Below are 21,955 nucleotides of genomic sequence, written 5' to 3' on the forward strand. Positions count from 1 at the left end.
AGCCTTTCAGGATCGAGACGTACTGTGCGGGACAAGCGCTAGGCCCCGCTTGAAAAAGAAAAAACCATGGCGTCAAAATACTGTATAAAAATACAGTAATCGATTCCATCATGGGCCTTCTTTCCCTCGACTCTTTCCTCGCTTCCGGGCGCCACAACGTGTGGCGCGGCGACGAGCTGGGCGGTGCCGACGCGCAGGTCGTCGCCACCGGCCATGCCGCGCTGGATGCCGAACTGCCCGGCGGCGGCTGGCCCGTCGGCGCCATGACGGAGGTGCTGCAATCCACGCCCGAGGCGCATGTCTGGCAGTTGCTGTTGCCGGCCCTGGCGCAGGCGGTGCAGGACCGGGGCGGGCCGGTGGTGATGGTCGGTGCGCCGCACGAGCCTTTTGGTCCGGCGCTGGCGGCGGGAGGGTTGCCGGTGGAGGCCTTGATGTGGATTCGGGGCCAGGCGTCCGGCGCCTGCCTCTGGGCCTGCGAGCAGGCACTGCGCTGCGCCGACGTGGCCGCCGTTCTCGCCTGGCTGCCGCAGGCGCGCGTGGGCGAACTGCGTCGATTGCAACTCGCGGCGGCGCAGCACGAGGCGCTGCTGTTCGTGTTCCGGCCCGAATCGGTCGCGCAAACGGCTTCCCCGGCGCGGCTGCGCTTGCAGGTGGTGCGTGACGAGGCCCATATGCAGGTCCACCTGCTCAAGCGCCGCGGCCCGCCGCTGGCCATGCCGCTCACGCTGCCCGCGCGCAACGGTCGCATGAGCGCGCTGCTGGCCGCCAGCCAGATGCGTCGCAAGGCGCGCCTGCACCCGCAAGGCGCGCCCCTCGAGCTGGGCCCTGTCGTGGTCCGGATCGACACATGGAAAGGAGCACAAGGTGCATTGGGTCGCGCTCCGGTGGCAGCCTGAACCCGAACTCCCGCGCGAGGCACTCGGCTGGTGGGCGCTGCAGTTCACGCCGCGGGTGGCCTGGCTCGACGAGGGCTTGCTCCTCGATGTCTCGGCTTGCGAACGCTTGTGGGGTGGCCGGCTTTCGTTGATGCGCCAGATTTCCGCTGCAAACCCGTCAGAGGGGCGCGTGCAGCGGGCGCAAGGCGCGACCAGCCTGATCGCGCTGGCCCGCCTGCGCCTGTTCGCCCGCGGCCAGAAGCCACCCGCAGATGTGCCGGCGGCCTTGCCGCTGGACACCCTCACGGCGGCCCTGCCGCACCTCGACGTGCTGGCCCGCCTCGGCTGCCAGACCTGGGGCGATGTCGCGGCGCTGCCGCGTGGCGGGCTGGCGCGGCGCTTCGATACGGCCTTGAGGGAAACGCTGGATGTCGCCTGGGGCCTGCGCCCCGACCAGTACACGTGGCTCACGCTGCCCGACGTGTTCGAGCAAAAACTGGAGTTGCCCGCGCTCGCCGAAACCGCGCCCGAGCTCATGTGGTCGGCCAACCGCCTGTTGTCCGCACTGCAGGTCTGGCTGCGCGCACGCCAGCGCGGCGCGGTGGCGCTGGAACTGCAATGGACGCTCGACCTCAAGCGCTTCAACGGCGTCAACCTGCCGCCGCACCAAAGCTTCACCGTACGCACGGCCCAGCCCACGCAGGACATGGCGCACCTGCGCCGCCTGATGAGCGAGAAACTGGCGCTCACCCAACTGGCAGCGCCCGCCAGCTGGCTGCGCCTGCGCACGGTCGAGACTTCGCCGTGGGCCGGCGCCAGCACCAGCTTCCTGCCCGAGGATTCCCGCAAGGGCGACAAGCTGCATGAGTTGGTCGAGCGCCTCAGCGCGCGGCTCGGGGCGCAGCAGGTGGTCGTGCCGGTGACGCAGGCCGACCATCGGCCCGAGGCCATGCAGGGCTGGCAGCCGGCGCTGGCCAGAACCAGCGCCGCCGTGCCCGCCTTGCAGCCCGACGGCCTGTATCCCCCCTGGCTGTTGCGCCAGCCCTTGCCGCTCGAAATGCGCGGCGGGCATCCGTACTACCGCGGCAAGCTGCGTCGCCTCAGCGGCCCGCAGCGCCTGGAGGCCGGCTGGTGGGGTGGCAAGGAGGAAGAGGGCGGCCATCCGGCGGTGCGCGACTACTACATCGCCGAAAGCCCGGAGGCCGGACTGGTGTGGGTCTACCGCGAGCGGCTCTCCGCCCCGCTGGCCCTGGACCAGGCGCCGCGCTGGTACCTGCAAGGCCTCTATGCCTGAACTCAGCGACAAGCAATTGCAGGCACGCAAGCCGCATCCGCTGCGCGAGCCCCCAAGGCGCGCCATCGTGCCGGGCCTGCCCGACTATGCCGAGCTGCATGCCTTGAGCAACTTCAGCTTCCAGCGCGGCGCATCGAACCCGGAGGAACTGGTTGAGCGCGCCTATCAACTCGGCTATCGCGCGCTGGCCATCACCGACGAATGCTCGGTGGCCGGCGTGGTGCGCGCGCATGTCGGCCTGCGCGATCACCTGGAAGCGCTCACCGAATACGAGCGGACCCATCCCGACGAGGCGCCGCTGCCGCGCAACCCCGGCTTTCGCGTGCTGTTCGGCAGCGAGTTCGCCTTCGGGCGCTTCAGGCTCGTGGTGATCGCCCATGACCTCGAAGGCTGGGGCAATCTCTGCGAGTTCATCACCGCCGCGCGCAACACCGCGGCGCCCAAGGGCGAATACCGCGTGGATTGGGCCACCAGCGAGGTGGCGTCGCTGCAGCATTGCGAAGTGCTGTTCGTGCCGCGGCGCGTGCCCGGCGAGGCGATGGACTTGGCGGTGGCCGGCGCGGATGTGGCGAGCGCTTTCGAGTTGTTCGGTGCCAACCTGTGGATCGCCGTCGAACTGCTCAACAACCTCGACGACGACCTCTGGCTCGCCTCGCTGCAGCAACTCGCCAATCAGGCCGGCGTGCCCCTCGTGGCCGCCGGCGACGTGCACATGCACAAGCGTTCGCGCAAGCCCCTGCAGGACGTGGTCACCGCCATCCGCGAAGGCAAGTCGGTGGCCGAGTGCGGCTTTGCGCTACAGGCCAATGCAGAGCGCCACCTGCGCTCTCGCATGCGCCTGGCCGATCTCTATCCGCCGGACTTGCTGGCCAACACCCTGGTCGTGATGGAACGCTGCCGCTTCGACCTCGAACTGATCCGCGAGCATTACAAGTACCCGCTCGAACTCGTCGGCGGCGGCGAGACACCCACGCAGACGCTGGTGCGCAAGACCTGGGAGGGCGCCCGCGTGCGCTACCCGGATGGCATGGACGACAAGATCCGTTTCCAGATCCAGCGCGAGCTCGACCTCATCGTCGAGCTGAAGTACGAGATGTTCTTCCTCACCGTCGAGGACATCGTGCGCTTCGCCCGCGAGCGGCACATCCTGTGCCAGGGCCGCGGATCGTCCGCCAATTCGGCTGTCTGCTTTTGCCTGCAGATCACCGCCATCAACCCCGAGACCGGCAACCTGCTGTTCGAGCGCTTCCTGAGCCGCGAGCGCCGCGAGCCGCCCGACATCGACGTCGACTTCGAGCACCAGCGGCGCGAGGAGGTCATCCAGTACATCTACGAGAAATACGGCCGCGACCGCGCCGCCATCGCCGCCGTCGTCATCTGCTGGCGCACGCGCAGCGCCTTGCGCGACGTGGGCAAGGCGCTGGCCATCGACGAGCGTCTCATCGAGGCCTTCGCCAAGGACCACCACTGGTTCGACCACGACGTGCAGGACGAGCGCATCGAGCAGGCGATGCTCACGGCCGGCGTGCGCGAGAGCACGCTCAAGCTGCGCCAGTGGCTTGAACTCACGCAGCAGCTCAAGGGCTTTCCGCGTCACCTGAGCCAGCACGTCGGCGGTTTCGTGCTCACGCAGAGCAAGCTCACGCGGCTGGTGCCGGTCGAGAAGGCGTCGATGAAAGACCGATCCGTCATCCAGTGGGAGAAGGACGACCTGGAAGCCATGGGCATGCTCAAGGTCGACGTGCTGGCGCTCGGCATGCTGAGCGCCATCCGCCGCGCGCTCGACTTCGTCAACCAGTGGCGCGGCACCTCGCTGGAGATGCACCAGATCCCGAACGACGACGACAAGGTCTACGACATGATCTGCGAGGCCGACACCATCGGCGTGTTTCAGATCGAGAGCCGCGCGCAGATGTCGATGCTGCCGCGCCTCAAGCCGCGCTGCTACTACGACCTGGTGATCGAGGTCGCGATCGTGCGGCCCGGGCCGATCCAGGGTGGCATGGTGCATCCGTACCTCAAGCGTCGCCAGAACCCGAAGCTCGTCGACTATCCCAAGGGCCTTGAGCAGGCGCTCGGTCGCACGCTGGGCGTGCCGATCTTCCAGGAGCAGGTGATGCAGATCGCGATGATCGCCGCCGAGTTCACGCCCGATGAAGCCGACAAGCTGCGCCGCTCCATGGCCGCGTGGAAGCGCAAGGGCGGTGTCGGCCATTTCTACGACCGGCTGGTGAACGGCATGGTCGAGCGCGGTTACGACCGCGGCTTTGCCGAAGCCATCTTCAAGCAGATCCAGGGCTTCGGCGAATACGGATTCCCGGAGAGCCATGCCGCGAGCTTCGCGCTGCTGGTGGTCGCGAGCTGCTGGCTCAAGCACTACGAGCCGGCCTGCTTCCTCGCGGCCATGCTCGACTCGCAGCCGATGGGTTTCTATTCGCCCTCGCAGCTCGTGCAGGACGCCCGCCGCCACGGCGTGGAAGTGCGCCCGGTAGACGTCATGGTGAGCCACAACGACTGCACCCTGGAGTCCCCACTCCCGCTCCCGCTTCCGGGAGAGGGCCGGGGTGAGGGCGGGGGGCCTTCGCCCCTTCCCGCGCGCGGGAAAGGCCAATCACTCCCTCTCCCGCCAGCGGGAGAGCGCTGGGGTGAGGGCGCCAACCCCCACCAACCCGCCGTGAGACTCGGCCTGCGCCGCATCGTCGGCCTCAGCGAAGCCGGCGCCAAGCGCTTGCTGGAAGCCCGCGCACAACAACCCTTCACCAGTACCGAAGACCTCGCCCTGCGCGCCGAACTCGACGCCAAGGACATGGCCGCCCTGGCCGGCGCCGACGCGCTCATGGCGCTCTCGGGCCACCGCCGCCAGCAGGTCTGGGACGCCACCGCCCAGCGCCGCTCTCCCGCGCTGCTCAAGGGCGTGCCGATCCACGAACCCAAGCTGGAACTGCCCCCGGCCCCGGAAGGCGAGGAGATCGTCGGCGACTACGCCTCGCTGCGCCTCACGCTGCGCCGCCACCCCCTCGAACTGCTGCGCCCGCGCCTCGCCCGCATGAAGCTTCTCAGCGCCCGGCAGTTGCATGACCTGCCCAATGGCCGCACCGTGCGTGCCTGCGGCATCGTCATGGGCCGGCAGCGCCCGCAGACCGCCAACGGCACCATCTTCGTCACGCTGGAGGACGAGACCGGCAACGTCAACGTGATCGTCTGGAGTTCCATCGTCGAGGCTTGGCGCGGCCCGCTCTTGCAGTCGCATCTGCTCGCCGTGCAGGGCACCTGGCAGCGCGACGTCGACACCGGTGGCAAGGTCTGCCACGTGGTCGCGACGGGCTTTCGGGATTTGACCCCGCTGATGGGTCGGCTGGCCGCCAACCACAGTAGCCGGGACTTTCATTAGTCATTACGCTTCGCGAAATGTCAGCCGCAATCGCCGCCCACGAGGTGCCTGTCGACCCGCCGCCCACCGGCGTGCCGCCGATGCCTCCGCCCTACATGCCGCCAGGTCCGCCGCCCGAGGGCGACCCGCCGCCTGTCGTTCCGCCCATTACCGACCCGGGCACCGCGCCACCCGTCAAGGACCCGCTCCTCAACACCATCGTACTCGGCCGCGCGCACGCCCGGCGCCTGCGCGACATCCATCGCTCGGCAGGCTGGCCCTGCTGCGACGTGATCGAGATCGAGTTGCTGGCCGCGGGTCTGCTCGAACGCGTGCGCTCGACGCATGGCCACGAAACCCTGCGCCTCACCGACCGCGGCATTGCCCACGTCGCAACCTCGCTCGTGGTCAACCGCTCGGCCTTGTCGATGCACGAAGCCCTGGTCGATCAGGTCGCGCGAGAGATGACGCGCGGCGGCCGCATCGCCTGGCGCGGCCTGAGCCTGCGGGCGCGGCTGGAGCCGTTGGAGGAGGGCGGCAAGCCGCGCTGGTGCATTGCCCGGCCCGATGTCTTCTCGATCCGCAACACCACCGTCGAAGCCTATGCACACCCCGTCGTGCACGAGGTCAAGGTCAGCCGGGCCGACCTGCTCGGCGACCTGCGCAAGCCCGACAAGCGGGCGGCCTATCTCGACCTGGGCGGCCAATGCTGGTACGTGCTGGGCAATGACGCCCGAGGCCGCTGCATCGCCTCGCCTGACGAAATCCCCGAAGCATGTGGTGTGCTCGTGCTCGAAGCGGGGCGGTTGTCAGTTGCGCGCGCAGCCCTGCATCGCCCGGTGCAACGCATTCCGTTCAGCGTCTGGATGGCGCTGGCCAAGGCGCAGCCCGTTCAGGGCTTCGACGAAGAGGCGCAAGACGCGCTCTGAACCCCGAGGCGCCGCGGGCGCATTCGGGGTGGGCTTCAGAAAGTGGCGGAGAGCGCGCGATAGGTCGCGCCGGGCATGCCCGTCGGCGCAAAAGGCTGCCAGTTGTCCTCGGGCTGTGACAGGCGCTCCGCGATGATCCAGAGCACCAGCGCATTGAAGGCCAGGCCGCAGTGGCTGCCAGGCACGAGGATGTTTTCATGCACCGGCGAGTCATCGTCGACTTGCGCTTCCATTGGCGGCACCACGCCGTCCGAGCGCGACCACAGGCAACTCATCGGGTGGGCGGGCGAATGCGACAGGGCCTTGCGCACATGGGGCTGCATCAAGTGCGCATCCGGCCCGAGGCGGTGCGCGACCGCGCGGTACATCGCAACCACGCTGGGCGCGGCACCGGTGCCAGCGGCGTTGGGCGTCACCGGGCTGCCGAGCGTGATCAGCGAGCGCACGCAATCCGGCGCACGATGCGAGGCATAGAGGCCGAACACCCCGCCCAGGCTCCAGCCGACCATGCTGACCTTGCGGCCATGCTGGTGGCGCATGTACTCGAGCTTGTGCTCGAGGGCTGCGGCGTGCTTTGCCTGGAAGCCGACATTGCGGCCGAAGCCCCAGCTCTCCACCGCATATCCGCGATTCGACAAAAAGGCCTTGAGCGGCACCATCGTCGACTCGGGCGCCATGAAGCCAGGCACCAGGAGCACCGGATGGCCGTCGCCCTTGGGTGCAGTGGACAGCACGGGCCAGGAGCATGCCGACACGGTCGCTTCCGCCATGGCGCGAACACCTTCGAGGGCGGTATGCCAGAGGCGGACCTTGTGGCGGCCGGGGGTGACTTGATCCGGGTTGTTCATGATGGGCAAGTGCTGGGTTTGGTTCTTTGCGGACATCGGCGTCACCTCACTTTGACACGGCACGGGCCGGGCGCTTCTTCCCGGCCTGCGCGCGCCTTGTCTCGACCGCCGCCGCGTACTCGTCGAAGCTCTCCTGCAGGCATTGCGCGAAAGCCGCCGGATCGGTCAACTGCTCGCGGCACGAGGTGACGGAGATGTTCATCCCGCCGTCGTAGCTGGTGGCTGCCAGCACCAGGCCCATGCCGTCGCAGATCGGCATCAGGCCGGTGAAGCGTGCGAGGCGGGCGCCGACCAGGTACAGCGGCGTGGAAGGCCCCGGCACATTGATGATCGAGCAGTTGGCCAGCGGCGCCAGTTGGCGCTGGTCCGACTGCGCCATGCTCAGCACCTTGCCCGACAGGGCCAGCGTGGCCGACGACGAATGCTTGTCGCCATCGATCAGGTCGCGTGCGCCCACCGCGCGAGCGCGCAAGCTGGAGGTCTGTGCACAGATATGCGCCAGGCGCTCGGCCGGATCGTCGATGGTGGTGCCCAGGTCGACCCGCACCCGGCCGATCTTGTAGCGCTGCGACTGGGCGTAGGTCGCGTTCATGTTGAGATAGGGGACGACCGCCGACATGCTCAGTTCAGGCAGTTCGCCGTGCTGGTCCAGGTAGCGCCGCAATGCGCCGCCGCACACCGCGAGCACGCAATCGTTGACGGCCGCGTCGCGTGCCAGTCCGCGCATCTGGCGGAAAGTCTCGAGTTCGAACAGCCGGGTCTCGAAGACGCGGCGCGCGGACACGACGGCATTGAACCGTGACACGGCGTTCGCTGCCGGCGCTTCCAGCATGCCGTGCACCATCACGCGCGACATCGAACTCAGTCCTTCGAACGCGCGCATCACGGGCCACGCGAAGGCAGCCGGGTCCTTGAGCGTGCCGAGGCGGGGGCGCAGGTACAGCGATCCGCTGCGTGGCGCGGGCCGCGGAAACCACGGCACCGGCGGCGGGGCGACCGCGACCTGGGCCGTGTGATCGTGGATCAGCGCGGTGATGCCGTCGGTGCCGTCCATGCCGATGAGGGTGTGGTGCAGCTTGGTGAGCAGCGCGAAGCAGCCGGGCGGCAGTCCGGGCAGCGTGTCGAGCCCTTCGATGACATGGATCTCCCAGGGCGAGCGGTCCATGTCGAGCACGCGTGCATGGATGCGCGAGGCCATGATGCAGAACTGGCGCCAGTCGCCCGGCTTGGGAAGTGCCGAATGGCTGACGTGCGATTCGATGTCGAAGCTCTCGTCGTCCACCCAGTACGGCCGGTCGACTTCCATCGGCATGTGCAGCAGCTTCTGCCGGAACACCGGTGCGCGATGCAGCCGGCTCTCGATCTGCGCCAAGACGGCCTTGAATCGGACCATGCCGCCCGGCGCCGTCGAAGGGTCGTAGATGTGGACCAGCGTGGCATGGGCGCGCGCATGCGGCGCTTCCGATGCAAGCAGCCGCGCGTCCTCGCCGTTGAGTTGCTGGAACCTGGGTTGTCCGATCATCGGGATCATTTTCTCTTCAGTCCTGGAGTACCTGTTGATTCGTCATGTGCGGCGCCGGCGTCCCGGGCGCGCCCGCCTGTTCCGCGATGGCGTCGATGATGGCTGGCCACAATTCGAAGGGCAGGTTGTGTCCCATGCCTTCGAGGATGCGCAGCCGCGCCTTGGGAATGGCCTCCGCAGTGTCGATGCCGCAGGCCATGGGCACCAGCGCGTCGTCGCTGCCGTGCATGACCAGCGTGGGAATGCGCACCTCGGCCAGCGCCGGCTTGCGGTTTCCGGACGCCAGCACGGCAGCCAACTGGCGCGCGGTGCCTGCGGGATGGGGACCGCGCGCGAAGAGACGCTGCGCCATGGCCTCGCTGCGCACGGGGTCGAGCGGGTACTTGTAGCCGCAAAGCACCGACCAGACCCGCCGGTGGCGCGCGAGGTAGCCGGGCCAGTCCGACGGTGTGGGCGTCATCAATGCCGCCATCGCCTCCGGCCGCGCCGGGGGCAGGCCGGGCTTGCCGGTGGACGACATGATGGACGTCAGCGTGCTGACGCGCCGCGGGTGCCGGATGGCCATCTCCTGGGCGATCATCCCGCCCATCGACACACCCGCCACATGCGCGCTGTCGATTCCCAGCGCATCGAGCAGGCCAACGGCGTCATCGGCCATGTCCGGGAGCAGGTAGGGAGCCTGCACGGGCAAGCCGGCTGCCAATTGGCCAAACATGCAGGCCATGTCGGGAACGCCGCAGTCATCGAGCCGGGTGGAGTGGCCACAGTCACGGTTGTCGAAGCGGATCACCCGGAAGCCACGTCCAGCCAACGCCTGGCAGAACTCGTCGTCCCACGCGACCATCGATCCGCCAAGCCCCATGACCAAAAGCAGAGGCATGGCAGAACGCCTGCCGAACTCCTGATACGCCAGCTCGATTCCGTCGGATACATGGGCTCGTGCCTCTGCCGAGGCGGTGTCGATTGAATACATTGGTTCCCCCCTGTTCACGGCGTGTCTGATCGCACGCATTGGCAAGCACTCTATGCAGTGCGCAAGCACCTGATGCGAACGGTGGCGACAGTTAGGTGAAAACGCTGCCCGGTCTGTGGTCAAAATCACGACAACGGCTGCCCCTTCGAGCTGTCGAACCGGCTGGATGCATCAGCGAGGCAAGGGCGGAGCCAGCTCGTGCGTTATTGCGCGATGGTTACCGGCGTCGTTACCTCTGTGAACTTTCTGTTGACACTTCGCCTGTAGGATTGCCGGCCCGTCTCGTCAACGCTCCGATCGGCGTGTGCCGCGGTGTTCGGGAGCAACAGGAATGAGTAAACAGGAATGAGTATTTCGCAGCCGGGTGCGCACGTTCGTCCGCCTTCGACGGGCGGGGAACTGGCAAACAGCACCGCGCAACGCATGGGACCGTGGAGGCTCGCATTTCTTCTGGTCATTCCGTTGGCCGCATGGCTGGCCTTTGCCAAGACCCTCCTTGTCATGGACGGGCTCTACGGGGTGCCGAAGGGAGACCTTGGCTTGATGGCCATCGCGGGTTGGCTGGCGTGGTTCCAGCCACTGCGCTTCCTGGCCGCCTTGTTCGTGGGCTGGTGTATTCAGCGCTTGTTCTTCCGGCGCCAGCGCTGGGTCATCCTGCCTGTCGCTCTTGTCGTGATGCTCGGGCTCGCGCTTGCCTTTACCTTGCGTCAACCGGGAACGAGTGTGCTGCCCGTGTTGGCAAGGTGGGCGAGCACCGCTGTCGTCCAATGCTGGGCCTTGGCGGTCTGTCTTTGGCGCGATGCCTTGTCGATTGCCGCCACGGTGCTGGTGTTCGGCGCCGTGATCCGGCTCGCCCCGCGCATCGCGCACACGGCCACGATCACCCTGCTGCAGGTCATCGTCATCGCGCTGTGCGCGCTGGTGGGTATCGACCTGGCCTATCAGTTCGCCACGGGCCAGCCGGCCAACACGATGGTCCTGCTTTTTGCGTTGCAGAACGCGCAGGACATGGTGCCCCTGGTCAAGTCGGAGGTGACCCCCTTCCGCGTGGTGGGTCTGGTGGGCGGCGTCGTCCTCGCGCTGGCCTGGGCCTGGCGCCAACGTGCGCTCGTGCGCCAGCCGATGGCCACCGGGCCGCAGGCGTACGTTGGCGGCGCCATCGCGCTGGTCGGGACGCTGGCGCTCCTGCTTCCGGCGCCTTCTCCCGCTGTGATGGAGGTGCACCGCTATGCCGAGGGGACGCTGGTCACCCTGGCCAGGACGGCCATGCCGTCGGCAGCGTCGGAGGCCGAGGTCAACGTGGAAAACGAATTCCAGCGTACCGGCAGGCCGCCCTGGTATAGCGCGGGCATGACGTTCAAGGCCACCGACAAGACGCAGCGGAAGAACGTGGTCGTCGTGATGATGGAATCGATCCGCGCGCAGTCGAGCACCGTGACTACGCCGCAGCTTCCCACCATGCCGTTCCTGAAGCGGCTGGCCGATCAAGGCCTGATGGTCGAGGACATGAGCGTCGTATCGCCACGCACGACGATGGCCTGGGTGGCGGTGCTCGATGGGCAGTACCCGCTGGCCAACCAGGGCACGGCGCGATGGGCGGCCGCCAACGAGAATCATCCGCGCATCCGGTCGCTGCCGTCGGCACTGCGCGAGGCGGGGTATGCCACGAGCTTCTTCACGCCGACCGACATTCAGTTCCTGAGCGACCCGCAAGTCATCCGGTCCATTGGCTTCGAGCACGTGCAATCAGAGCGCGACCTTGCCAAGCCGGGCGATGAATGGCCGACCTATTTCGGGATCGCCGACGACAAGATGGTCGATCCGATCATGGCTTGGACGGCGACGCAGGTGCAGGCGAAGCGACCGTTCATGACAACCATCATGACGAACGTCGGCCACCATGATTTCAGGACGCCGTCGACGTGGAAGAAGATCCACTTCGAGGGCGTGGACAAGCCCTCTCTGCAGGCTTACTACAACTGCCTGGCCTACATCGACAGCGTGCTGGCCCAACTGATGGACGGCTACGCGAAACTCGGCGTCCTCGATGACACGATCTTCGTGTTCCTGGGGGACCACGGCGTGATGCTCGAGGAGCACGACGCCAAGCAATCGTTCAACATCCTCTATGAGGAAGGCGTGCGCATACCTTTCGTGGTCTATGCGCCTGGCGTGCCCGGGTTGAAGGGGACGAGAGTGCAGGGCGCGCGGCAGCAGATCGACATTCTTCCGACGATCGCCCAACTGCTCGGCTACCAGATCGAAGGGGCGCGGCTTCCAGGGCAGTCGCTGCTGGCGCCAGTGGATGCGAATCGGGATCTTTACTTCACCAGCAGCATCACCGGCTCCATGCTGGGCACGCGCCGTGGCACACGCAAATACCTCTACCCGCTGGACGGCACGCCGATGCTGACCTTCGATCTCGACAAGGACCCGGTCGAAGCGGCGCCGGTGCAGAACGTGCCGGCAGACGAACTCGCGCAGGCCCGTACGCGCATGCTCGAGTGGCAGAAGCGGGCCCAGCTGTCGCTGTTCGCGAGGCCCGATCCTTCCGCGGGGCCCGACGCTCCCTGGCTCGACAAGTAGGTCTTGCGTTCAGGTGGCCATGCGCCGCGCGCGCCAGGCCCTTTGCAGCAGGCTGATCGGCACCTTCGCGGCATTCGAGGCCACCACCTTGATCTCGTCGGCGACCGCGCTGTGCCCCACTTCCGCTGGTAGCCAGCCGCAACGGCGCAACATGTAATTGAACGCGTGCGCGCTGGTCAGCTTGTCGGATTTCTGGGTGCGGAAGGTGAAGGCCAGCGATATCGACAACTCGGCGCCCGTGGTCACCCGATGCGGCGCGATGAAGGGATGGTGCACGCCGAGCCCCGGCCGCAATTCGTAGGTCATCGCCTTCGATTCGAAGGAGGGCGAATAGGTGGCCCGCTGGCTGCCGAACATCGAGAGCAGCCGGTCCTTGTCCGCCGGACTCATGACTTCGTCGTCGGCGGGGTCCCACAGCGCCACTGTCTTCGTGCCGCGCACCTGCATCAGGAAGTTCATCTCGCGGTCCATGTGATAGGGCGTGACCGAATCCTGTGTCGAGATGAAGATGTAGGTCGAATACCAGGTGATGACCGGATCACATTCGTCGATGGCTGCCGCCACCTCGGACAGGATGCCCTCCAGGATCGGCCGGTACGCCGGGTCGCGCTCCGGGTTGTAGATGCAGATGTAGGCCCTGGATTGCTCGAAACGGTCGAGCACATCGTCCAGTGAAAGGCCCTTGCTGAAGCGCGCGTAGGAGGAGTCGAAATCCGCGGTAGCCGGGATCACGCCGACCCGGTACTTCACTTCGCTCGGCGGCAGGCGCCGGCACAGCGCGAACAGGGACGGCAGCCTGAAGGCGGGATGCTCGTCGAGGTGATGGCTGACCAGGAAGGGTTGCCGGTTGTAGGACGCCCTGACCGTGTCCGGCGAGAAATCGATCAAGTGTTCCGGCAGGCCGCGTCCCCGCTCTGCCAGTTTTGCAGCCACGCTCCTTGGAACGAATTCACCCAGCATGTTTGACTCCTATGGCGAACACACCGGCCACGTTTGCACGCGTTGTTCAACAGTTTGTGCCCGCAAGTCACAATCTGTCACTTCGCTCGCGGCGGGTCAACTGGCCGAATGGCCGAGTGAGTCGGTGGCGTGGGGTGTGTCCGCTGATGTGTGCCGCGGCGGTGGAAGCGGCGCTCGGTTGGTCACGCCCTGTCGCTGGACAGGCCGGCGCACTTGTTCTGGTCCCAGCTGTACGTGAGTTCCAATCGCGGGAGTCGCGCACCGCAGCGCGATCCGCCCCGCCGACGCTTGCATCCTTCGAACGAAGGAGCGCCCTGTGCGCGAAGGCGGTCGTGAGTCAGGTGGAAGTCACAAAAGGCTGAACGCGAGGTCCTAGGCTCGGCCTCCTTGACAGAGGTTGCGGTTTTCGAGACGCTCGTCTCGTCGAAATCACGACACCAAGAACACGGCACTGGTCGACTTGATCGGCACGGCGCAAGAGGAGGCATTGCATGAAATTCATCGTCAGGAACAGCGACCGGTGTCTTTGCGCCGGGTCGGCCCGCGCGCCTTCGGGGTGCCTGCGGCAAGCTCGATCCCACCTCCCGCCCCAATCCCACTGACCGCGAGCGCGCGGACGGCGCCGCTTGCCGCCGCACTCGGGCACATCCCGCTCATGTAGTTCCGGGCGTCGTCGCAGGCGCCCTTCATTCGCCGCCCGGAGAGGCGGCTTTCATCAGGAGGAGGAAAAATTGAGCACCATATCCACCACGGTGCCGACGGCAGGGCATCCTCGACGGCCGATCCCAGCCGGCAGGAAGCCCTGTACAGAAAGATAGGCTGGCGGCTCATTCCCGTTCTTCTGTTCGGGTACATGATCGCCTACCTCGATCGCGTCAACATCGGGTATGCCCAGCTCGGCATGAAGAAGTCCCTGCCCTGGGGCGACGAGGTCTACGCGCTGGGCGCCGGAATTTTCTTCGTCGGCTACCTGATCTTCGAGGTGCCCAGCAACCTGTTGCTGGTCAAGATCGGAGCACGCAAGACCTTGCTGCGCATCATGGTCCTCTGGGGCTTGATGGCGGCGGGCATGATGTTCGTGACCACGCCCACGCAGTTCTACATCGTGCGCTTCCTGCTGGGTGCCTGCGAAGCGGGCTTCTTTCCGGGCGTGATCCTGTACTTCACCTTCTGGTATCCGTCAGTGCGGCGTGGACAGGTGATCGCCATTTTCATGACGGCCACCAGCCTGATCAGCATTGCCGCAGGGCCCCTCTCGGGCGCGACCCTCAAGTACATGGAAGGCATGAACGGCTGGCATGGCTGGCAGTGGCTGTTCCTTGTCCAGGGGCTGCCCGCCACGATTCTCGGCGTGATCATCTATGTCTGGCTGGACGACAGGCCTGCCGGCGCAAAATGGCTGAGCGACAGCGAAAAGGCGCTCCTGAACTACAACCTGGAACAGGATGCCAGCACCGGTGACAACAAGGGGCATTCGTTCGGGCAGCTGCTGCGGGACCCGAAGGTCTACGCCTTCGCGTTGGTCTATTTCCTGCTGATGGGATGCGCCTACACGATCGTCTTCTGGAAGCCCACGCTCATCCAGAGCGGGGGCGTCGCTGACCTCTTCACGGTGGGCCTTCTGTCGGCCATTCCGAACATGGTCGGCGTGTTCAGCATGGTGCTGTTCGGCCGCAGTTCCGACAAGCTCAGGGACCGTCGCCTGCACTTCGGCGTCGCGGCGCTGCTGGCTGCGTGCGGCCTCTGGATGATGACCATGACGCAAGGGAACCTGCAACTGTCGATGGCCGGCCTGTCGCTGACGGCGGTCTATGCCGCGACCACCCCGCTGTTCTGGGCCGCCGCGACCGAATACCTGCCAAAGGCGTCGGCCGCCGGCGGCATCGCGCTCATCAGCAGCCTCGGCGCCTTCGGCCCGTCGGTCGCCCCGTCGATGAACGCCGCCCTGACCAAGGCGACCGGCAACGGGAACATGAGCATGTATGTGGTGGCGGCCTGCTACGTCCTCGCCGCCATCCTGATGTTCGTGGTGGTCGGCAGCAAGCGGCCGGCGCTGTCAGGTCCCCGCGTAGCAGTGCACTGAAACGAGGCGGGGCGTGCTGGCGTCGGCCCGGCGATGCCGGCGCATCGTTACCGGACCGTCATCAGCTGGACGCCGGTCAAGGCCAGCGCCGCGGTCCAGGCCCGGCGCCGGAGCTTGACGCCCAGCAGGCGAGGCCGCAGGGACCAGAGCGCAGAGCGCGATGCCCGCGTTGCCGGCGCACGGGTGACGGGCGTGCGCGGCCTGTCGCGGCGCAGCAGGCAGCACGACGCCGCACCGATGAGCAGCATGCCGGCGAGTCCCTGGACCAGCGTGCGGTCAATCGACAGCCCTGTGCAAACGCAACCGCCACGACGTCGAGGTGACCTTCGGGACAGCCGCTAGAATTGTGGCCAACGCGGGTGTAGTTCAATGGTAGAACGGCAGCTTCCCAAGCTTCATACGAGGGTTCGATTCCCTTCACCCGCTCCAATCGAATCCGCGCCAAGGCCCCGCAAGGGGCTTTTTCGTTGGCCATGCAGAAGGCGCCGGGCCCGAATCGAGGTCGTGGAATTCCTGCTGCGCAGGCCGTTCTTCCTGCAAGTTGCGGCTCCTCAGCCCGGCGGCGCGGCGGGCACCAGCCCGAAGCGCTGCATCGTCGCCATCAGCTTTGCCTTGTCCGGCGGCCCGCCGGCGCCGATGATCGCGCCGACTTCGCGAAAGTACGCCGCGCCGATGTCCGGCGTGTTGATCACCAGCGCACGCGCCGGGGCGGCATGCGGATTGCTGAAGGCATGGACCACGCCGCGCGGTGTCGTCATCGAGTCGCCGGGCCGAAGGTCGCGGGTCTCGCCGCCCACGGAGTAGCGCAGGATCCCCTCCAGCGCATAGACCAACTCCTCGTTGGCCGAATGGCTGTGGGGCGGCGGCACGTTGGAACCCGGTGGAACGAGCATTTCGAAGCAGCCGATCTGGCGGCCGCTGCCGGCCTCGTGCAGGTAGCGGATCTCGATCTGGCCGACGTGAATGACTTCCTGTTCCGTGGACGCAATGGCTTCACTCATGGCACACTCCTCGTGTAAAAAATCTGTACGCAACAGTACAAATACTTTACGCAAATGTCAACCACCAGAAAGACGACCCGCGTGCGCAACGTGAAGCCGTTGGTCATCACCCCGATGATCGGTTCGCTGCTGCGCCTGCCGCACGAGGTGATGGTCGGCCGCATGCTCGAATCGCTGCAGGCACATGGCTTCCAGGTCACGATGACGGAGCTGCGCGTGTTCCTGTTTCCAGGACCGGACGGCCTGCGTCCGGCCGAGCTTTCGCGCCGGTGCGACATGACGCGCCAAGCCATGAACTACGTGCTTGCGAGCCTGGAGCGGCAGGACCTGATCGAGCGGCGCGACGGGGCCGACGTGGCCACGCGTGTCGTTCACCTCACCGCCAGAGGCTGGCGCCTGATCGAGCAAATCCGCGAGTGCGTGGCCACCGTCGAGGGAGAGTGGGCCGCGCTGCTCGGCAAGGAGCGCTTCGAGGAATTGCGCCAGACGCTGCACGAGCTGTCGAAGCAGCTCGGCAAGGTCAACTAGTCTTTGGGGAGGCTTGGCTTGGCATGCGCCTTGCCATTAGCATGCCGGTCTTACAACCAACAACAACGCTCGAGGGCAATCGAAGAATGTCTGCTCGTTTCTGGTGCGGCCTGGCAATGGTTGCGTGCGCGGTGTCGCCCGCAGGCGTGTGGGCTCAGAACCTCAACATCCTGGGGCCCAGGGTGCAGGACCAGGCCAATGGGGTGCTGGCGCTGATGTCGTATTCAGTGGTGCCCGACCTCACCTCCAGCAACCTGTCGATCAAGAACGCCAGCAGCGATAGCAACGGCATCTTCATGACGCAGCTGGGCGGGGGCTTCACCTTCAGCAAGTCGTTTCCCCTTTACCTGGAGGGCGCGGCGGCCTACAGCCGCTATGACCCGGTCTTCGTCGCCAGCGACGGCACCGAATCGCGCCGCTTGCCGACCCGATGGAACACCCTGAGCGGAACCGGCGGCATTGGCTGGGATTTCCCGATCACGTCGGAGCTCGCCTTCAGGCCGATCTTCAATTTTTCGCTCGGCACCGTGGCCAGCGACCTGCGCGTTGCGCAGGCCTACGTGAACCATGTCACCGACCGGCAGATCGAGTTCATCAACGGCGGACGTCTCGATGTCTATGGCCTGGGCGGCGCCGTCATGCTCGACTGGGAGCATTACCGGGAGGACTACGAGGTCGACGTGGAGCTGCGCTACACCGACATCCGCCTGAAAACCTACGGTGTCGACAACCCGTCCTTGCAGGGCAGCGCCTCGGCGCGCACCGCCAATGTCTGGGCCCGCTACCGCGCACCCACCGGGCTGATGGCGCTGGACCGGCCGTTGCGCTATGTGCTGGAGTTTTCGCACTCGCGCTACCTCGGCAGCCAGGCCGATATCCTGGGCTTCGACCGCCTGACCACGCTGGGTCTCGGGCTCGAACTGGACACCAGCGCGCACGATGTCTTCGTCACGCGGCTGCGCGCGGTGGTGCGCTATGTGTTCGGGAACAACGTCTCGGGCGTATCGCTCGGGCTGGCAGCGAGTTTTTGATGCCGCAGTGGGGCCGGTCCCCGGTCGAAGTGGTCTTGCCATCCCGACCAGCTTGATTGCGCGGGCCCAGGCCGCGCCAAGTCCTGCCCGGAAGGCTCAGTAGACGCCGGGTGGCGCCTCGGCGCCGGTGCGGCGGTAGTGCGCCGCGCCGACCAGGCCGCCCAGGCTGGCCTTGAGGCCGTCGCGCAAGGCCGACTCGCCGGGTTCGCGCGGTTGCAGCTTCAGGGCGTTGCGCATCAGGCGATTGACCTGGTAGACGCGGGCATGCTGGCGCGTGACCGAGGTGTAGAACGTGACTCCCAGCGACACGGAAACGCCGTTGCCGGGCGTCACCCAGTCGGGCTCCGAGCGGGTCATGTGCGGCGACAGGCTGGGAAAGTAGACGCCGTCGCCTGGCCCCGTGTCGAACTCATGGCTGCGCGGGCGGAACTCCTCCTTCAGGCGCACCCGGCTCAGCGTCTTGTCGACGATGAAGTCTTCCACCGTCGCGGCATCCACCACTTCGCGATCGGTGTGGTCCCACACGTTCATGGTCTTGCGGCCATGCAACTGCAGCCAGAAGTTGTTCTCGCGGTCAATGTGGAAGGGCGTGACCGATGGCGGCGCGGAGATGAACATGAAGCCGTTGATCAGGAAGATCCCCGGCTGCTCGCGCTCGATCTGCGGACGCACCGTGTCAACGATCTGCCCGAGCAGGTGGGCGTAGTCGGGGTTGGCCTCGATGTTGTAGAGCGCGATCCAGGAGTGCGGCTCATGGATGCGTTCGAACACCTCGTCGATGCTCAGGCCGTCCGGATGCTGGTAGTCGTGCTTGAAGCTCGAGCCCTGCGTGATGTTCCGACGCACGAAGCGGCACTGCTTCAAGGGCTCCAGGGACTTCGCCAACTGGGCCAATGCCGGCAATTGCAGCATCGGGTGTTCATGGAAGTTGTGTTGCAGCCTGGCGACCCGACTGGTTGTGAAGCCCGCCTCGTCGACGGGCCGCACGCTGTATTGGGCGCCCGGATCGGGCGAGTTTTGAGACATAGGGGGATCGTAGCGAATGAACGCCAATACTGGTTTCTCAACGTTCGCAATACGCTGAAAGTGTTAAGAAGTCCCGACAGAGGTCGAAGCCCGGGCCCGGCTCTTGCGGCAATGCCCCTACCCAGGGTCGCGGGCGGCCTGCCAAGGGGGCGAAACCTATAATCGAATGTTCAAAAAAATCAACCAGTTAGGCGCATTCCTGCGCCTGACGTCGGAAGCAAGTCCCGATGACCCAGACCACATTTTCTGTCGCCGACATCCGCAAGTCATTCCTCGACTTCTTCGCCTCGAAGGGCCACACGGTCGTGGCATCCAGCCCGCTGGTGCCCGGCAACGACCCGACGCTGATGTTCACCAACTCGGGCATGGTCCAGTTCAAGGACGTGTTCCTCGGCGAAGACAAGCGCCCCTACAAGCGCGCGGCCTCGGTGCAGGCGTGTCTGCGCGCCGGCGGCAAGCACAACGACCTGGAGAACGTGGGCTACACCGCGCGCCATCACACCTTCTTCGAGATGCTGGGCAACTGGAGCTTCGGCGATTACTTCAAGCGCGAGTCGCTCATGTGGGGCTGGGAGTTGCTGACGCAGGTCTACAAGCTGCCGGCCGAGCGCCTGCTGGCCACGGTCTACCACGAGGACGACGAGGCCTACGACATCTGGACGAAAGAGATCGGCCTGCCGCCCGAGCGCGTCATCCGCATCGGCGACAACAAGGGCGCCAAGTACGCCTCCGATAACTTCTGGATGATGGCCGACACCGGCCCCTGCGGACCGTGCTCCGAGATCTTCTACGACCACGGCCCGCACATCCCCGGCGGCCCCCCGGGCAGCCCGGAAGAAGACGGCGACCGCTTCATCGAGATCTGGAACCATGTGTTCATGCAGTTCGACATGCAGCCCGACGGCAGCGTGAAGAAGCTCCCCGCGCCCTGCGTCGACACCGGCATGGGCCTGGAGCGCCTGGCCGCCATCCTGCAGCACGTGCACAGCAACTACGAGATCGACATCTTCGACAAGCTGGTGAAGGCTGCGGCGCGCGAGACCCACACGAGCGACCTCGACAACAAGAGCCTGCGCGTGATCGCCGACCACATCCGCGCGACCGCTTTCCTCGTGGCCGACGGCGTGATCCCGTCGAATGAAGGCCGCGGCTATGTGCAGCGCCGCATCATCCGCCGCGCCATCCGCCATGGCTACAAGCTGGGGCAGAAGAAGCCGTTCTTCCACAAGCTGGTGCCGGACCTGGTGGCGCTGATGGGCGAGGCCTATCCGAAGCTGGTGGCTGACGAGAAGCGCATCACCGAGACGCTCAAGGCAGAGGAAGAGCGCTTCTTCGAGACGCTGGCCAATGGCATGGAGATCCTCGACGCGGCGCTGGCTGGCGGCGCCAAGGTGCTGCCGGGCGAAGTGGCGTTCAAGCTGCATGACACCTTCGGCTTTCCGCTCGACCTGTCGGCCGATGTGTGCCGCGAGCGCGACGTGGCCGTGGACGAAGCCGGCTTCAATGCCGCGATGGAAAAGCAGAAGGCTGCGGGCCGCGCAGCCGGCAAGTTCAAGATGGACCGCAACGTCGAGTACGCCGGCGCGGGCAACGTCTTCACCGGCTACGAGCATCTGGAAGAACAGGCCAAGGTCGTCGCGCTGTACTTCGAGGGCGCGTCGGTCGACGAACTCAAGGAAGGCCAGCCCGGCATCGTCGTGCTCGACAACACGCCGTTCTATTCCGAGAGCGGCGGCCAGGTCGGCGACCAGGGCGTGCTGAGCGCCGAGGGCGTGCAGTTCGGCGTCGACGACACGCAGAAGATCAAGGCCGACGTGTTCGGCCACCACGGCACGCAGACGCAGGGCACGCTGAAGGTCGGCGACACGGTCAAGGCCGCGGTCGACGGCGCGCGGCGCGCGGCGACCATGCGCAACCACAGCGTCACCCACCTGATGCACAAGGCGCTGCGCGAAGTGCTCGGCGAGCATGTGACGCAGAAGGGTTCGCTGGTCGATGCCGACAAGACGCGCTTCGACTTCACGCACGGCGCAGCGGTCACGCACGCCCAGATCCTCGAGATCGAGAAGCGCGTGAACGCCGAGATCCTGGCCAACGGCGCCACACAGGCGCGGGTGATGGACATCGAGTCGGCCCAGAAGACCGGCGCGATGATGCTGTTCGGCGAGAAGTACGGCGAGACCGTGCGCGTGCTCGACATCGGCACGAGCCGCGAACTGTGCGGTGGCACGCATGTGAGCCGCACCGGCGATATCGGCCTGTTCAAGATCACCAGCGAAGGCGGCGTCGCCGCCGGCATCCGCCGCGTGGAAGCCATCACCGGCGCCAATGCGCTGACCTATCTGCAAGACCTGGAGTCGACCGTCCACACGGTGGCGCAGACCCTCAAGACACCGACGGCGGACCTGCAAGGCCGGCTCACGCAGGTGCTTGAGCAGGTGCGCGCGCTGGAGCGCGAAGTCGGCGCGCTGAAGGGCAAGCTGGCCTCGTCGAAGGGTGACGAACTTGTCCTGCAGGCCGTGGACGTCAATGGCATCAAGGTGCTCGCCGCCAAGCTCGACGGCGCCGACGCCAAGACGCTGCGCGACACCATGGACAAGCTCAAGGACAAGCTGAAGACTGCCGCGATCGTGCTGGCCGCCGTCGATGGCGCCAAGGTGCAGCTCGCGGCTGGCGTCACGGCCGACACGATGGGCCGCGTCAAGGCGGGCGAACTGGTCAACTTTGTGGCCCAGCAAGTCGGCGGCAAGGGCGGCGGCAAGCCCGACATGGCGATGGCCGGCGGCACCGATCCCAGCGGCCTCGCGGCGGCTCTGAAGTCGGTGCAGGGCTGGGTGGCCGAGCGGGCCGCGTGATCGCCTCGGACCGGGCCGAGGGCCCGCAATTCGCAGCCACGCTGCGAGCGTCTGGCGCGCCCGCAGGCTCGGTG

16 protein-coding genes and 1 tRNA gene are annotated in these 21,955 nt (G+C 66.4%); 10 read left to right on the forward strand and 7 right to left on the reverse strand.

Annotated elements, in window-relative coordinates:
- The first annotated feature begins 110 nt into the window (after positions 1-110).
- Genes imuA through HCU76_RS11870 form a run of 4 tightly spaced genes read left to right on the forward strand, consistent with a single transcriptional unit; the run spans position 111 to position 6,468 of the window.
- Entirely contained in the window at positions 111-896 is a 786-nt protein-coding gene (gene imuA, locus HCU76_RS11855) for a translesion DNA synthesis-associated protein ImuA (RefSeq protein ID WP_213953783.1), read from the forward strand.
- Entirely contained in the window at positions 865-2,169 is a 1,305-nt protein-coding gene (locus HCU76_RS11860; protein ID WP_218509370.1) for a DNA polymerase Y family protein, read from the forward strand. The genes imuA and HCU76_RS11860 overlap by 32 nt, the downstream gene beginning before the upstream one ends.
- Positions 2,162-5,560 (forward strand): error-prone DNA polymerase, encoded by a 3,399-nt coding sequence (locus HCU76_RS11865; protein WP_218509371.1) that lies wholly within the window; start codon positions 2,162-2,164, stop codon positions 5,558-5,560. Before HCU76_RS11860 ends, HCU76_RS11865 begins: the two co-directional genes overlap by 8 nt.
- Before the next feature lie 17 nt (positions 5,561-5,577).
- Positions 5,578-6,468: a hypothetical protein gene (locus HCU76_RS11870; RefSeq protein ID WP_213953786.1), complete on the forward strand. Its 891-nt coding sequence runs from the start codon at positions 5,578-5,580 to the stop codon at positions 6,466-6,468.
- 35 nt (positions 6,469-6,503) lie between these two features.
- Here HCU76_RS11870 and HCU76_RS11875 read toward each other — a convergent pair whose 3' ends face one another.
- The 3 genes from HCU76_RS11875 to HCU76_RS11885 are packed head-to-tail and all read right to left on the reverse strand — an operon-like array spanning position 6,504 to position 9,718.
- Complete coding sequence (locus tag HCU76_RS11875; RefSeq protein ID WP_256354127.1) at positions 6,504-7,352, reverse strand: triacylglycerol lipase; 849 nt, start codon at positions 7,350-7,352, stop codon at positions 6,504-6,506.
- Positions 7,353-7,362: 10 nt separating this feature from the next.
- Complete coding sequence (locus HCU76_RS11880) at positions 7,363-8,838, reverse strand: wax ester/triacylglycerol synthase family O-acyltransferase (protein WP_218509372.1); 1,476 nt, start codon at positions 8,836-8,838, stop codon at positions 7,363-7,365.
- Positions 8,839-8,854: 16 nt separating this feature from the next.
- A complete protein-coding gene (locus HCU76_RS11885) occupies positions 8,855-9,718 on the reverse strand; it encodes an alpha/beta fold hydrolase (RefSeq protein WP_256354128.1) in 864 nt (287 codons plus the stop codon).
- A 438-nt stretch (positions 9,719-10,156) separates the two neighbouring features.
- Between HCU76_RS11885 and HCU76_RS11890 the strand changes: the two genes are divergently transcribed.
- Positions 10,157-12,397 carry an LTA synthase family protein gene (locus HCU76_RS11890; protein ID WP_218509373.1) on the forward strand — a complete coding sequence of 747 codons (2,241 nt, stop codon included), beginning with the start codon at positions 10,157-10,159 and terminating at the stop codon, positions 12,395-12,397.
- A gap of 9 nt (positions 12,398-12,406) precedes the next feature.
- On the opposite strand, the gene HCU76_RS11895 is transcribed toward HCU76_RS11890, so the two are convergent.
- Complete coding sequence (locus HCU76_RS11895; RefSeq protein ID WP_218509374.1) at positions 12,407-13,357, reverse strand: cupin-like domain-containing protein; 951 nt, start codon at positions 13,355-13,357, stop codon at positions 12,407-12,409.
- Positions 13,358-14,099: 742 nt separating this feature from the next.
- On the opposite strand from HCU76_RS11895, the gene HCU76_RS11900 reads away from it, so the two are divergent.
- Positions 14,100-15,440 carry an MFS transporter gene (locus HCU76_RS11900; RefSeq protein WP_371319802.1) on the forward strand — a complete coding sequence of 447 codons (1,341 nt, stop codon included), beginning with the start codon at positions 14,100-14,102 and terminating at the stop codon, positions 15,438-15,440.
- A 47-nt stretch (positions 15,441-15,487) separates the two neighbouring features.
- Here HCU76_RS11900 and HCU76_RS11905 read toward each other — a convergent pair whose 3' ends face one another.
- Positions 15,488-15,688: a hypothetical protein gene (locus HCU76_RS11905; protein ID WP_218509375.1), complete on the reverse strand. Its 201-nt coding sequence runs from the start codon at positions 15,686-15,688 to the stop codon at positions 15,488-15,490.
- 107 nt (positions 15,689-15,795) lie between these two features.
- Between HCU76_RS11905 and HCU76_RS11910 the strand changes: the two genes are divergently transcribed.
- Positions 15,796-15,869: transfer RNA gene (locus HCU76_RS11910), tRNA-Gly, on the forward strand.
- A 122-nt stretch (positions 15,870-15,991) separates the two neighbouring features.
- On the opposite strand, the gene HCU76_RS11915 is transcribed toward HCU76_RS11910, so the two are convergent.
- Complete coding sequence (locus HCU76_RS11915) at positions 15,992-16,441, reverse strand: cupin domain-containing protein (protein ID WP_213953793.1); 450 nt, start codon at positions 16,439-16,441, stop codon at positions 15,992-15,994.
- Positions 16,442-16,495: 54 nt separating this feature from the next.
- Between HCU76_RS11915 and HCU76_RS11920 the strand changes: the two genes are divergently transcribed.
- On the forward strand, positions 16,496-16,969 hold the full coding sequence (locus HCU76_RS11920) for a MarR family winged helix-turn-helix transcriptional regulator (protein WP_213953794.1): 474 nt from the start codon (positions 16,496-16,498) through the stop codon (positions 16,967-16,969).
- Between the two features lie 86 nt (positions 16,970-17,055).
- Entirely contained in the window at positions 17,056-18,000 is a 945-nt protein-coding gene (locus HCU76_RS11925; RefSeq protein WP_371319796.1) for a hypothetical protein, read from the forward strand.
- Positions 18,001-18,096: 96 nt separating this feature from the next.
- Here HCU76_RS11925 and HCU76_RS11930 read toward each other — a convergent pair whose 3' ends face one another.
- A complete protein-coding gene (locus HCU76_RS11930; RefSeq protein ID WP_213953795.1) occupies positions 18,097-19,026 on the reverse strand; it encodes a JmjC domain-containing protein in 930 nt (309 codons plus the stop codon).
- A 227-nt stretch (positions 19,027-19,253) separates the two neighbouring features.
- Here HCU76_RS11930 and alaS point away from each other — a divergent pair, with 227 nt between their 5' ends.
- Positions 19,254-21,881, forward strand: coding sequence for an alanine--tRNA ligase (alaS, locus tag HCU76_RS11935; RefSeq protein WP_218509376.1), 2,628 nt, complete (start codon positions 19,254-19,256; stop codon positions 21,879-21,881).
- Positions 21,882-21,955 lie beyond the last annotated feature (74 nt).

The organism is Variovorax sp. dw_308, assembly GCF_019207085.1.
Taxonomy (GTDB): domain Bacteria; phylum Pseudomonadota; class Gammaproteobacteria; order Burkholderiales; family Burkholderiaceae_C; genus Variovorax.

Excerpts from the sequence above, each read along its gene's own strand:
- HCU76_RS11875 (WP_256354127.1), bottom strand. The coding sequence starts at position 7,352 with ATGTCCGCAAAGAACCAAACCCAGCACTTGCCCATCATGAACAACCCG.
- HCU76_RS11920 (WP_213953794.1), top strand. The coding sequence starts at position 16,496 with ATGTCAACCACCAGAAAGACGACCCGCGTGCGCAACGTGAAGCCGTTG.
- alaS (WP_218509376.1), top strand. The coding sequence starts at position 19,254 with ATGACCCAGACCACATTTTCTGTCGCCGACATCCGCAAGTCATTCCTC.
- HCU76_RS11925 (WP_371319796.1), top strand. The coding sequence starts at position 17,056 with ATGTCTGCTCGTTTCTGGTGCGGCCTGGCAATGGTTGCGTGCGCGGTG.
- HCU76_RS11895 (WP_218509374.1), bottom strand. The coding sequence starts at position 13,357 with ATGCTGGGTGAATTCGTTCCAAGGAGCGTGGCTGCAAAACTGGCAGAG.
- HCU76_RS11930 (WP_213953795.1), bottom strand. The coding sequence starts at position 19,026 with ATGTCTCAAAACTCGCCCGATCCGGGCGCCCAATACAGCGTGCGGCCC.
- HCU76_RS11865 (WP_218509371.1), top strand. The coding sequence starts at position 2,162 with ATGCCTGAACTCAGCGACAAGCAATTGCAGGCACGCAAGCCGCATCCG.
- HCU76_RS11885 (WP_256354128.1), bottom strand. The coding sequence starts at position 9,718 with ATGCCTCTGCTTTTGGTCATGGGGCTTGGCGGATCGATGGTCGCGTGG.
- HCU76_RS11890 (WP_218509373.1), top strand. The coding sequence starts at position 10,157 with ATGAGTATTTCGCAGCCGGGTGCGCACGTTCGTCCGCCTTCGACGGGC.
- HCU76_RS11915 (WP_213953793.1), bottom strand. The coding sequence starts at position 16,441 with ATGAGTGAAGCCATTGCGTCCACGGAACAGGAAGTCATTCACGTCGGC.
- HCU76_RS11870 (WP_213953786.1), top strand. The coding sequence starts at position 5,578 with ATGTCAGCCGCAATCGCCGCCCACGAGGTGCCTGTCGACCCGCCGCCC.
- imuA (WP_213953783.1), top strand. The coding sequence starts at position 111 with ATGGGCCTTCTTTCCCTCGACTCTTTCCTCGCTTCCGGGCGCCACAAC.
- HCU76_RS11880 (WP_218509372.1), bottom strand. The coding sequence starts at position 8,838 with ATGATCGGACAACCCAGGTTCCAGCAACTCAACGGCGAGGACGCGCGG.
- HCU76_RS11905 (WP_218509375.1), bottom strand. The coding sequence starts at position 15,688 with ATGCTGCTCATCGGTGCGGCGTCGTGCTGCCTGCTGCGCCGCGACAGG.